Origin of the sequence: Streptococcus parasanguinis (assembly GCF_047465465.1) — a bacterium.
Lineage (GTDB): Bacteria > Bacillota > Bacilli > Lactobacillales > Streptococcaceae > Streptococcus > Streptococcus parasanguinis_AI.
On sequence record NZ_JASGZU010000006.1, the window covers coordinates 13,897 to 26,884 of the forward strand.

The 12,988-nt window shown below is 41.3% G+C and carries 11 protein-coding genes and 1 other RNA gene; 3 read left to right on the forward strand and 9 right to left on the reverse strand.

Going from position 1 to position 12,988, the window contains the following annotated elements:
* Window positions 1-2: 2 nt before the first annotated feature.
* From QM351_RS09355 to QM351_RS09370, 4 genes are all read right to left on the reverse strand, one after another.
* Entirely contained in the window at window positions 3-2,411 is a 2,409-nt protein-coding gene (locus tag QM351_RS09355; RefSeq protein WP_414327243.1) for a primosomal protein N', read from the reverse strand.
* A gap of 63 nt (window positions 2,412-2,474) precedes the next feature.
* Complete coding sequence (gene rpoZ / locus QM351_RS09360; RefSeq protein WP_003010339.1) at window positions 2,475-2,789, reverse strand: DNA-directed RNA polymerase subunit omega; 315 nt, start codon at window positions 2,787-2,789, stop codon at window positions 2,475-2,477.
* A 25-nt stretch (window positions 2,790-2,814) separates the two neighbouring features.
* A complete protein-coding gene (gene gmk, locus QM351_RS09365; RefSeq protein WP_003003905.1) occupies window positions 2,815-3,447 on the reverse strand; it encodes a guanylate kinase in 633 nt (210 codons plus the stop codon).
* 106 nt (window positions 3,448-3,553) lie between these two features.
* Entirely contained in the window at window positions 3,554-5,161 is a 1,608-nt protein-coding gene (locus tag QM351_RS09370; protein ID WP_049492366.1) for a ribonuclease Y, read from the reverse strand.
* A 234-nt stretch (window positions 5,162-5,395) separates the two neighbouring features.
* On the opposite strand from QM351_RS09370, the gene QM351_RS09375 reads away from it, so the two are divergent.
* Entirely contained in the window at window positions 5,396-5,878 is a 483-nt protein-coding gene (locus QM351_RS09375) for an S-ribosylhomocysteine lyase (protein ID WP_024054576.1), read from the forward strand.
* Between the two features lie 229 nt (window positions 5,879-6,107).
* Here QM351_RS09375 and QM351_RS09380 read toward each other — a convergent pair whose 3' ends face one another.
* The 5 genes from QM351_RS09380 to QM351_RS09400 all read right to left on the reverse strand — a co-directional run bounded on the left by QM351_RS09380 (window position 6,108) and on the right by QM351_RS09400 (window position 10,088).
* Window positions 6,108-7,532, reverse strand: coding sequence for a cell division site-positioning protein MapZ family protein (locus tag QM351_RS09380; RefSeq protein WP_414327244.1), 1,425 nt, complete (start codon window positions 7,530-7,532; stop codon window positions 6,108-6,110).
* 11 nt (window positions 7,533-7,543) lie between these two features.
* Entirely contained in the window at window positions 7,544-8,701 is a 1,158-nt protein-coding gene (locus QM351_RS09385; RefSeq protein WP_414327245.1) for a THUMP domain-containing class I SAM-dependent RNA methyltransferase, read from the reverse strand.
* 66 nt (window positions 8,702-8,767) lie between these two features.
* Window positions 8,768-9,133: RNase P RNA component class B (rnpB, locus tag QM351_RS09390), an RNA gene on the reverse strand.
* A 16-nt stretch (window positions 9,134-9,149) separates the two neighbouring features.
* Complete coding sequence (gpsB, locus tag QM351_RS09395) at window positions 9,150-9,491, reverse strand: cell division regulator GpsB (protein WP_003010351.1); 342 nt, start codon at window positions 9,489-9,491, stop codon at window positions 9,150-9,152.
* A gap of 69 nt (window positions 9,492-9,560) precedes the next feature.
* Window positions 9,561-10,088 (reverse strand): DUF1273 domain-containing protein, encoded by a 528-nt coding sequence (locus tag QM351_RS09400; RefSeq protein ID WP_247920049.1) that lies wholly within the window; start codon window positions 10,086-10,088, stop codon window positions 9,561-9,563.
* A gap of 64 nt (window positions 10,089-10,152) precedes the next feature.
* Between QM351_RS09400 and recU the strand changes: the two genes are divergently transcribed.
* Together recU and pbp1a are read left to right on the forward strand one after the other, a co-directional pair.
* Window positions 10,153-10,746 (forward strand): Holliday junction resolvase RecU, encoded by a 594-nt coding sequence (gene recU, locus QM351_RS09405; protein ID WP_003010355.1) that lies wholly within the window; start codon window positions 10,153-10,155, stop codon window positions 10,744-10,746.
* Window positions 10,747-12,861 carry a penicillin-binding protein PBP1A gene (gene pbp1a, locus QM351_RS09410; RefSeq protein ID WP_070659666.1) on the forward strand — a complete coding sequence of 705 codons (2,115 nt, stop codon included), beginning with the start codon at window positions 10,747-10,749 and terminating at the stop codon, window positions 12,859-12,861.
* Window positions 12,862-12,988 lie beyond the last annotated feature (127 nt).

Consider the following 12,988-nt stretch of genomic DNA (forward strand, 5'->3'; position numbering starts at 1 on the left):
CCTTACATAAAACTTTGAGGTTCATTATCAATACTAACTCGTAAATCTTGGTTGCCTTTTTCTTGCGTAAATTCCAAAATTTGATTCAATACCTGTGTAATTCCTTCTTCAAAACGATATTTCACAATGATTTGATAATGATACAAATTATGTGTACGCGCAATTGGTTTAGGAGTTGGTCCTAAAATTTGAACCTGATCGGATAAGCCAGAATGGAGAATTTCCATGACCTGATGTGACTTCTCCATCACAATTTCCTCACTCTTATGCGATAGGTTCAACCCAACTGTGAAGTAATAAGGCGTATAGCCCAGCTGCCGGCGAATCTGCATTTCATAGGCAAAAAAACCTTCATAATCTTGGTCTTTGGCAAATCTAATCGCATAATGATTGGGGTTGTAGCTCTGAATGATAACCTCTCCTTCTTTCTCTGCTCGTCCTGCCCTTCCTGCCACCTGAGTCAAGAGTTGAAAGGTTCTCTCTGAGGATCGATAATCTGGCAAATTTAAAGAAGTATCCGCATTCAAAACACCCACCAAGGTCACATTGGGAAAATCTAGACCTTTCGCAATCATTTGCGTTCCTAATAATATATCTGCTTCTCCATTCCCGAAAGCATTTAGTATCGCTGCGTGGCTCCCTTTTTTTCGGGTGGTATCCACATCCATGCGCAAAATTTTAGCCTCAGGAAAGATCTCTTGTAATTCATCATAGGCTTTTTGCGTTCCTGTTCCGTAATAACGAATGGAACTACTTTGGCAATTTGGACAGTGTCGAGGAATTGCCTTACTATAACCACAGTAATGGCAATTCATCGTTTTTGTGTCCATATGGAGGGTCAAAGAGATGTCACAATTTGGACACGTATCCACTGTCCCACACTCGCGACACATGACAAAGCTGGAATAGCCACGTCGGTTCAACATCAAGACAACCTGCTCTTTTTTCTGCAAGCGATCAGAAATAGCTTCCACTAAGACAGGAGTGAAGTTTCCAGCTTCATTTTGGCCAATATAATCACGGAAATCAACGACTTTAGCTTCTGGAATTTTGGCTGCCGGATTGGCCCGCTGGGTTAGACGAATTAGTTCATAAACCCCTTTTGTTGCACGAGCCCGTGATTCTAGACTTGGGGTGGCAGATCCAAGAAGCAAGACTGCTTGATTGTACTGAGCCCTTAAGACTGCGACTTCCCGGGCATGGTAGCGCGGGTTACTATCTTGTTTGTAAGAAGCCTCATGTTCCTCATCAATGATGATGGCACCTATATTCTTCAAAGGTGCAAAGATTGCTGAGCGCGCTCCAACCACTACCTTGGCCTCTCCACGTTCTACCTTCCGCCATTGATCGTACTTTTCACCATTTGATAAGCCTGAGTGCAGAATGGCCACTTCCTGACCAAAACGGGAGATAAAACGGTCTGTCATCTGTGGTGTCAGAGAAATCTCAGGAACTAACATAATAGCTGTTTTTCCCTTATTTAGAACTTCCTGAATAATCTGCAGATAAACTTCCGTCTTCCCGCTTCCAGTCACTCCTTCTAATAAGAAAGGCTTTGATGTTTTCCCAATTTGAAAAACTACTCTTTCTACAGCTTTTGCTTGCTCTGAATTTAAAAGCAGAGCCTGGGTCTGTTCTTTGCCTTCATAATATGCAGCCGCCCGATTCACTTCTCGTTCTGTTATTTCTAAAACACCCTGATCAATAAAATAAGCCACTACTTCTCGTGAAAAATCCTGATACAATCCTGCTAAGAGTTGCTCCCCTTGCTCTAGTAACAGGCGCTCTTTCAATGCTAGCCTTTTTTTAGCTCTCGCTGATAGTTGAAGTTCTTTTAATCCTTCCTGGTTAACGCGATACCATTTTTCTGTTTTAATTTGTTTCTTATCCTTGGCCTTGTATTCAAGTACCAAATCTCCTTTTCTGACCAACCGCATCACTTGGGCTTGATCGGCTGCATCTAGAGAAGAAAAAGAAACTTCATTTTTTGCACCAAAAAGTTTTATTTTGAGAGTGGGATCTAAAGAAGGTTGAGGATACAAAATCTTATCATAACTCGAATTGAGGAGAGAAGGAAGCATGGTTTTTAAAATCGTGATCTTATAAGAAAAAACACTTTTTCGTAATTGATCCGCCAACCAAAACTGCTCTTGATTTAAGACCGGAGTGTAATCCAAGACCTCCACAATCGCTTTTAATTCCTCGCTTGTGTCTGCCTCTTCTAAAACATCTACCACAATCCCTTGAATGAGGCGATTCCCTTTACCAAAGGGGACATGAACTCGCATACCTGCCTCCACCATATCCTCAAATTCTGATGGGATCTGATAAGAATAGGGTTTATCTGTCTGCATCAATGGGACATCTACGATGACTTTTGCTATCACTTTTTCACCTCCAGCCTCTATCATATGAGCTTTACTTTATCACGGAACCCTTTAAATAGCAAAAAATAAGATTGAGAAGCCCCAACCTTAAATTTTTTCACCATCTTCTTTTTCTTTGGCAATTTGTTCCTTAATTTTGCGCTCTTCTTCTTCTTTGCGAATCCGCTCTGCTTCAATCCGACGACGAAGCGCTTCACGTTTTGCTTCTGGATCCGGGTGAACAACTACGTTTCCGGACTCAATTTCTTCAAGCGCTTGTAATGTTGATTTAACTGATTGGAATTCTTGAGTGGGTACTGCACCACTTTCCAATTCGTGGGCCCGTTTTGCCTCAAGAATGACCAATGAATATTTTGATGGTACTTTGTCAAGCAATGTATCAATAGAAGGTTTTAACATCATATTCCTATACCTAATTTCTAATTATTTATCTCTTCACAATAGTTTGTGTTTTTGGTAACATATCCAGATAATGGCCAATGACACGGTCTACACGGAAATGCTCTGCTTCGATCACACGTTTGACACGCTCAGCAGCAAGAGGAACCTCGTCGTTCACAATGGCGTAGTCATATTCACGCATCATGGCGATTTCTTCTTTTGCTTTTTCAATCCGTTGCGCAATAACTTCTGCACTATCAGTCCCGCGACCCACTAATCGATCTTGCAATTCATCCAAATCAGGCGGAGTTAAGAAAATAAAAACTGCATCTGGAACTTTCTTCTTTACTTGAAGGGCACCCTGAACTTCAATTTCAAGAAATACATCGATTCCCTTGTCCAAGGTTTCGTTCACATAGGTTAAAGGAGTCCCATAGTAATTTCCAACGTACTCAGCGTACTCCAACATTTGCCCTTGACGGATCAAATCTTCAAATTCTTCACGTGTACGGAAAAAATAGTCGACACCATCCACTTCACCTGGACGTTGTGCACGCGTCGTCATCGATACAGAATACTGAAACTGATTGTCCGAGTTTTCAAAAATTTCTCGTCTGACCGTTCCTTTTCCAACCCCCGAAGGGCCAGAAAATACGATTAATAAGCCACGATCCGCCATGATTTCTCCTTCAATGTCTTTCTATCTAGTGTAACAAAAATCGGCCTAATTTTCAACTGATTTTTTCATTCAAAAAGCTTGAGATGCTAGATCTCAAGCTTTTTGTTTATTTTGCGTAATCGACTGCACGCAATTCTCGAATAACGGTAACCTTAATGTTTCCAGGATATTCAAGATTGGACTCGATCTTCTCACGAATATCATGAGCTAAGATCGTCACTTTATCATCCTTGATTGCCTCAGGGCTAACCATAATACGGATTTCACGACCCGCTTGAAGGGCGAAACTTGTCTTAACTCCTTCAAAACTATTTGCAATTTCTTCAAGATCTTGCAAGCGTTTGATGTAGCTTTCAAGTGACTCACTTCGTGCTCCAGGTCGAGCTGCACTCAAGGCATCCGCTGCAGCGACAATGACTGCGATGACACTTTCTGGTTCCACGTCACCATGGTGACTGGCAATGGTATTGACCACCACTGGGTGTTCCTTGTACTTCCGTGCCAATTCAGTTCCAATCTCGACGTGACTTCCTTCCACTTCACGGTCAATCGCTTTACCGATATCATGTAAGAATCCTGCACGTCGTGCCAAGGTAGCATTTTCACCCAACTCGCTAGCAATAATACCAGAAAGTTTGGCAACTTCAATGGAGTGACGCAAAACGTTTTGACCATAAGAAGTACGGAATTGCAACCGTCCCATGATTTTCATCAAATCTGGATGGAGGTTTGGCGCACCAATTTCATAGGCAGCCGCTTCACCGTATTCACGAATCCGGTTGTCAATTTCCTGACGGTTCTTCTCAACCAGCTCTTCGATACGAGCTGGATGGATCCGACCATCTTTGAGAAGGCTCTCCATTGTCATACGGGCGATTTCACGACGAATCGGATCAAACCCTGACAAGGTCACCACTTCAGGCGTATCATCAATAATCACATCGACACCTGTCAAGCTCTCAAAGGTACGAATATTGCGCCCTTCACGACCGATAATCCGACCCTTCATACTATCGTCCGGCAAATGAACCGTTGAGTTTGTTTGCTCAGCAACAAAATCACCCGCCATTCGCTGCATAGCTTGCACGAGAATGTCTTTTGCGATTTTATCAGAACGTTCTTTCACTTCCAATTCAGCATCACGAATCCGTGAGGCAATTTCTTTTGAAAGTTGCTCTTCCGTCTGACTCAAAATAATGTCACGCGCTTCTCCTTGACTTAGAGCAGCGACACGTTCCAGTTCTTCTACTTTCTTGTGTTCAAGCTCTTCCAGCTGTTGTTCACGCGCATCAATGTGTTTAGTTCTATCTGTAAGACTTTGCTCTTTGTGTTCAAGAGACTGTTCTTTGCTTGTTAAAATGTCGTCTTTGCGATCAAGATTGCTAGCACGTTCTGCCAAACGGCTTTCTAATTGCTTCAATTCTTGTCGTTCTGACTTAAACTCAGCATCGACCTCTTCACGATATTTTCTGGCTTCTTCCTTTGCCTCCAAAAGTGCTTCTTTTTTAAGTGAACTTGACTCATGCTTCGCCTCTTTTAAAATCAAATCGGCTTCACGTTCTGCCTGTCCACGTAAATTCGTTGCTTCTTGTTCAGCGTTCAAAAGGGTGAGTTCCGCAGCTTCTTTTGAAGCTTTCATTTTAAGAGCAGTTCCCACATATCCAATGACTAAACCAATGACCGCGGCAAAAACACCTGTAATAACAAAATTCATGCTTTTACCCCAAATCTATTTAATTAGTTGAATTAAAAATTCTTTTACATTTTACCATAAATTACTAAAATTAACAATCTAAAAAAACAGGAAAAACCTTTTATATTTTTGCTTAACGCTTGTTCTTTTATCGACTTTTCTTTCATGGAACCTCTGTGAGACATTCATTTATTTCCACTTTGTTGAATCTGCTTTTTTATGCTATAATCAAGAAAAACAAAGAAGGATTTGAGTATGACAAAAGAAGTAATTGTTGAAAGTTTTGAATTGGACCACACAGCTGTGAAGGCTCCCTATGTACGCTTGATTGGGGAAGAAACTGGACCCAAAGGAGACATCATCTCTAACTTCGATATTCGTTTAGTGCAACCCAATGAAAATGCGATTCCAACGGCAGGTCTCCACACGATCGAGCACCTTCTTGCAATGCTTATTCGCAAACGCATCGATGGTATGATTGATTGTTCCCCATTTGGATGTCGCACCGGTTTTCATATGATCATGTGGGGACAGCATTCGAGTACGGAAATTGCTAAAGTGATTAAAGAATCTTTAGAAGAAATTGCATCAGTCAGCACTTGGGAGGATGTCCCAGGCACAACCATTGAGTCTTGTGGAAATTACAAGGACCACAGCCTCTTCTCAGCCAAAGAATGGTGTCGCCTGATTCTAGATCAAGGAATTTCTGACGATCCCTTTGAACGTCATCTTGTTTAATACGAAAAAGAGGCTGGGACAAAAGTCCTAGCCTCTCAATTATTTTTGGATTGTCGAGCAAGACGCAGTGGTTGAGTGGGCTCTACTACGCTGATTTCATCAGCTTTTACAGCCCTACTCAACTGTGCGGAGGTGGGACGACGAAATCGAATTCTAACGAATTACCGATTTCTGTCCCACTCTCTTTTTTATTGTCATTTTTCCCAAAAAGGAGATGTCTGATCAAGCATTAATAATCCAGAGCATCTGAATGACCTTTTCCGTTTCCTACGAAATAACCCGTTTTGGCATTGATACTAAAGAGATAGGTTCCATCTGGTTTGAAGAGGTTGTAATAGCCATTACCGTTAATGATATTGACACGCTCTAAAATGTATTGATTGCCAGTGATATGTCCACGTTTACGAGCAATATTCAATACTTTTTCAAGGATCCCATCACCAAATACCCAAGCTGGGTTATTGACATCATTGATAGCTGCTTGGTTATATGGCACACGGCTCAAGTTCCGTTGAAGTGGGACACCATCGCTTGGAAGACCGTACCCTGAATAGCCTGGGTTTGCCGTTCCTGCACTACCTGTAGCAGCATTGACAGCTGGGGCCGTAGGCGTTGCTGCTTGAGCTGGGGCTGGAGTTGCATTAGAAGTATCTGTACCACCTGTTCCAGTCACTGGTGCCGGTGTCGCAACTTGTTGTGAACGTCCTTGCGCAACCGCCTCATTCAATAAGCTATCTAATTTTTCATTGCCTGTCTTTGTTTCTGCAAAGGTTGCATCACTTTTCGCTTTGGCAGTTCCATCCAGAACTCCATCTTTGATGACTGGGGAACTAAATTGAGAATTCACTTTTTGAATAGCAGAAACTTGCTTCACAAGGTCTTCATATTTTGTTTTAGCCGCATTATAATCACTGCTTCCTTCTAATTTGTCCAGCAGTTTCTTCAGATTTTCCAAGTCTCCGAATTTATCATTTTTAAGAGTACTTTTTGATTCATCTACAAAAAAGGCATCGTAGGCTTTGGTAAACTCTTCTAATTTTTGAGCTTGTGGTTCACTGCTACTTGATTTAGAAGTAGAAGATGATTTGCTAGATGAAGAAGATACAACTGTTGTACCACCAGATTTTCCACGACTGTGCATCCAGTTATAGGTCACAAAAATGGCCGAACCGACAATCGCAAGACCTAAGGCAGAGTATAGAACTGCTTTGATTCGTTTGCCCGCATTGCTTGGTGTTTCCTCAGGAAGCTCCTCTGCTTCTACAATTGGTTCAGTTGGTGTAGGTCCAAATTTAATCTTAGCAGGTAATTCTGTTGAGATAGCATCCATTTCAGGACTTTGTTCCAAGACTGTTTCCGTTACTTCCGGTGCCTCCACTGCTTCAGCTACTTCGGCAACTGTTTCTGAAGCTGCCAACTCTTCAGCTTTAGCCAACTCTTCCTTAGCTAAGATCTTTGTATCGTATTTTTCCGCTTCAATTTCTGCTCGGTGTTGTTTGATGTATTTGTCTAAGACATTATCACCTTCCGTTACACCTGCTTCGATTTCTTCTGCCTTTCGATTGGCCTGCCCAATCGTCATCTCTTTAGCATCTTCAAACTCTAAAATTGATTCTGTTTCTTGCTCTAATGGCTTTTTATCCTTCTCTGTCATAAAAATCCTTTCTATGCCTTAATCTGCCGTTTTACTCGTTCCCCAAAATATTGGTAGAAATCAACTTTTAGGGTTCCGTTATAAAGTTTTCGTTTTTTATCTGCTTTACTACCGAATTTAGATTCAAAACCTTCATCACTGGTTAGGATGAATTTACTCCAGGTTTTGAGAGGTGCAAATACGTGCCCCATTTCAGTATACAATTTCGTCACACCCTCATCATCGGATAAGCGTTCTCCATATGGAGGGTTGGAGATAATCACCCCGTTGATCTTATCTGAGTGAAGATCTTGAACTCGCATTTGTTTAAAAGTAATGTCTCTGCTAACGCCCGCTTTCTGGGCATTTTCTTTGGCAATCTCAACCATCCGTGCATCGATATCAGTTCCCATAATATCCAATTCGATCTCGCGATTGATTTTTCTGCTTGCTTCTTGACGGACTTCATGAATCAAGCGATCATCCATCCAGTTCCATTCTTCAAAAGAAAAGGTCCGACGTAAACCAGGTGCCATATTTCTCGCAATCATCGCTGCCTCAATACAAAACGTTCCAGAACCACATGTCGGGTCAATCAAGGGCTTATCTGGATACCAGTTTGACAGCAGAAGAATTGCCGCTGCCATATTTTCCTTAATAGGGGCTCCCCCTTTTTCAGTCCGATAACCACGTTTGAAGAGGCTACTACCAGTGGTGTCAATCAAGACAGTGGCTTGATCTTTAAGGATCGATACTTCGATCTTGAACTCTGCCCCATTTTCCATGAGAGGAACACCTTCTGGGCGGGCATAATGTTTTTGTAACTTTTTAACCACTGCTTTTTTCGAAATGGCCTGAACGCTAGGTTCATTATGAAGTTTTGATTTGACACATTTAGCCTTAGAAATGGGAAAACGTGCTCCTAAAGGCAAATAATTTTCCCAATCCAAAGCAAAGACACCTTGAAAGAGTTCTTCGAAGGTTTTGGCTGGAAAAGTCCCAACCACAATTTTTACTCGATCAGCCGCGCGCAACCAGAGATTGGTCTCTATGATTGCTCGACGGTCTCCTTGAAATCGAATCCGTCCATTTTCAACCTGGCAATCGTAGCCGAGATCACGTAGTTCTCGACCAACAACAGCCTCTATGCCAGCAGCGACCGTTGCAATCAATTCAAATTGTTTTTTCATCTTATTCCTATCACTTTAAAAAAGGAGGTTGAGATCTCTCTCCACCTCATCAACCTATATGCAATTTTCTATAAGCCATGTTTTGTTCCAGAAATGACTAGGTACCATTTCCTTCGATAATCATCTGTCTACTGTTTCCAGTCAGAATGCTATGTTCGTTTCCACGCATTCCATGCCCCGACCAAAGTTTGGGTTGCTAGCTTGAGGGGTTTACCGCGTTCCACTTTTTAGGTTTCCCTAAAAACTACGTCACTGTGGCACTTTCAGAGTTACTAGAGCTTATCCTTAGACTTAGCTCCTTCACTCGCCGTAACTTGAATACCAAGTCCCTAGGCTTATGGATTCACCTAGCACAAACACTACAGGCATCACAGCCTGTGCTAGCATGGACTTTCCTCATGAGAGGATTCTCTCACGCGATTATCCAAAAATTGCACAAACTATGGGATTAATAATCGCGATCTACGATCTGTTTCCCAAAAACTTCTTTTTCCAAACGATTGAGACGTTTGAGTATATCAAAGTTAGTCGCTGTTGTCACTTGCGGGAATTCTTGCGTAGCGGTGCTAGCAATCGGAGATGTTTGTGGTGTTTCCTGTGCTTTTTGGGCAAGTTCTTCACGAAGACGAGCGTTTTCTTCACGCAATTCCTTCACCAAAGCAGCATAGGTTTCATAGTCTTTTATGACATCATCCAAAAATTCATTTACTTCATCTTTATTATAACCACGAACTTCTCGTTTGAAATCTTGATCAAAAATATCTTTCGCAGTAAAAATAATACTCGCCATTACTCTCTCCAATCTAGTTCATCATCTCAATTATATAAAAAAATGGTAAGAAAAATCAAGGTATAACACTTAGTTTTCGTAAAAATTTTCAGCAAGTTCATTTAAGTCATCAAAACTTAATTGTTTGACATAAAATGGTTCTTTTTCTACCATCATTTTGTAAAGATATTTTAAATTGGTTTCATTTTCTGGATCATAAAAAACATAAGCTCCATCCGCGTTATCTATCAAAAACTGATTGTATTCTTTTAGTTGACCCGGATTGCTATAGTGGGGATAGGCATATTTCACGAAATCCACCTGTTTGAAGCGTGCTAATAATTCCTGATTGCTTTCATTCCAATTTTCGCCAACATTCTCAAATAGGAAGATCGTCGCCATTTGAAAATCGTAATCTTTTTTTAATGCAAAGGCGACCTCTAGTACCCAAGCCTCAAATCCCAAATTACCAGAAAAGACCAGCCATTTCACTCCTTCTTCAAATAGACGACGAAGATCTCTTTCAATGGCTTTTTTGATAATGGCCAGTCGAGGGTCTTTATTGGAAAAGACGCCCACATCAAAACTCTTATAACCTGCAACAAGTATGGTATTCATTTTTTCCTCATTATTCTAATTTATGATATAATAGAGTGATGTAATTGTACCAATAAGGAGAACTATGGTCAACTATCCACATAAAGTAGCCAAAAAAACCTTGGTCTCTACACAAAGGAAACATCCAGTCGACTTTGCGAATCGTGGGATGACATTTGAAAAAATGATCAATGAAAGCAATCAATACTATCTTTCTCGAGGTCTAGCAGTCATCCATAAAAAACCAACACCAATTCAAATCGTGAAAGTGGATTATCCACGTCGCAGTCGGGCAAAGATTGTTGAAGCCTATTTCAGGCAAGCCTCAACGACGGACTATTCTGGAGTATACAAGGGACGCTATATCGATTTTGAAGCTAAGGAAACACAGCAAAAGCAATCCATGCCGATGAAAAATTTTCATCAACATCAAATCGATCATATGGAGGCAGTTGTCCAGCAAGGCGGTATCTGTTTCGTTCTCTTGCATTTTGCAAAGTTGAGTGAAACCTACTTACTTCCTGCTCCTGCATTAATTCACTATTACAACATCGATCATGGTAGTAAATCCATGCCCCTCTCCTATATTCAGGAGCACGGCTTTCTAGTAGATAAGAATCGTCTTCCAAGCGTTCCTTATCTTGATATTATCGAACAGAAACTTCTAGGCGGTATTTAAATGAATAAACAAACAGTCATTCAATGGTTGAAATATGTTGCCATCGCAGCCATTTCATTTTTCTTACTTTTATTTGTCCTCGGTGGACTGATATTTAGTTACTATGCTATGAAAGCACCGACCTTGTCTGAAAAAGATTTGGTTGCAACAACATCTAGTAAGATCTATGACAACCAAAATAACTTGATCGCGGATTTGGGAGCTGAGAAACGAATCAATGTCACAGCCAATGAAATCCCTACTGATTTGGTCAATGCTATCGTTGCGATTGAAGACCACCGTTTCTTCAATCACCGTGGGGTCGACATCATTCGGATCGGCGGTTCCTTCCTTCACAACTTACGAGGAGGAAGTCAAGGTGGGTCAACCTTGACGCAACAATTGATCAAGTTAACCTATTTCTCCACTTCAGCCTCTGACCGTACCCTCTCTCGTAAGATCCAAGAAGCTTGGTTAGCAACCCAACTAGAAAAGAAAGCAACCAAACAAGAAATCTTGACCTATTACGTCAATAAAGTATTTATGGCGAATGGGAACTACGGAATGCAGACAGCTGCGAAAAGTTATTACGGAAAAGATCTAAAAGATCTTTCGCTCCCTCAATTGGCACTCCTTGCGGGGATGCCCCAAGCACCAAACCAATACGATCCATACTCCCATCCTGAAGCAGCGCAACAGCGCCGAAACTTAGTATTAAAAGAAATGCTCGATATGAAGACCATTTCTAACAAACAATACGAAGCAGCGGTCAATACACCTGTTACAGATGGTCTGCAAAGTCTCAGTTCTTCAAGCAGTTACCCAGCCTATATGGATAATTACCTAAAAGAAGTGATCGAGCAAGTCGAAGAAGAAACGGGCTACAATTTGTTGACAACCGGAATGGTTGTCTATACAAACGTGGATACAGAAGCTCAAAAGAAACTATGGGATATCTACAATACAGATGAATATGTCAATTACCCGGATGATGAAATGCAAGTAGCTTCTACCGTTATTGATGTCAATACTGGTAAAGTCATTGCTCAGCTGGGTTCTCGTCACCAATCCAGCAATGTTTCCTTTGGTACAAACCAAGCGGTTGAAACGAACCGTGACTGGGGTTCAACAATGAAACCAATCACAGATTACGCACCAGCTCTTGAACATGAGGAATATACCTCTACAGCAGCTACTACAACAGATGCGCCATACAACTTCCCTCATTCATCAACGCCTGTCTACAACTGGGACCGTTCATACTATGGTAGCATGTCCATTACCTACGCAATTCAACAATCTCGTAACGTGCCTGCGGTGAAGGCCCTGGAAAAAGTTGGTCTTAAACAAGCTAAGAAATTCCTCAATGGATTAGGGATCGATTACCCAGAAATGGTTTACGCCAACGCTATCTCGAGTAACACTAGCGATTCTAGCAACAAATACGGAGCCAGCAGTGAGAAAATGGCAGCTGCCTATGCTGCTTTTGCCAATGGCGGTACCTATTACAAACCATCCTATGTTAGTCGGGTTGTCTTTAGTGATGGCACAACCAAGGAATTTGAGTCCGAAGGAACTCGTGCAATGAAAGCAACAACTGCCTACATGATGACAGATATGATGAAGACAGTTCTCTTGTCTGGTACCGGTACAAATGCTGCCATTTCGGGAATCTACCAAGCTGGTAAGACAGGTACATCAAACTATGCTGATAACGAAATCGGTAAATTGACAAAAAATGCTTATTCAAATATTGTAACACCGGATGAATTGTTTGTAGGCTACACTCCTGAATATGCCATGGCAGTATGGACAGGTTATTCCAATCGCTTTACACCAGTATTGGATAATGGAATACAGGTCGCAACGGATGTCTACCGTCAAATGATGCTCTATCTTGCTAATAATAATAACTCTGGTCATACGGATTGGACGCAACCAAGTGGACTGTATCGAAGTGGTTCTTATCTCTACTTAAACAATGGTAAGAACAACTACAATAACTACTACTATGAGCCAAGTTATTCCACTGATCAGTATTCGTATGAAGAACCATCGTCTAGCTCTTCGAACGAAGAAAATCAATCTAAACCATCTGAGCCTTCTTCACAAGAATCTAACAATCATAACGAATAATATAACAGAGAAGTCGGGCTTTTGCCCGGCTTTTTTAAAAAAATGATTGAAACATCAGAACCTTCTGTTTCTTGTTTTAGATGCCAGAACGAATAAAGCTGGTTTATTTAGATTAATTTCCCAGCTA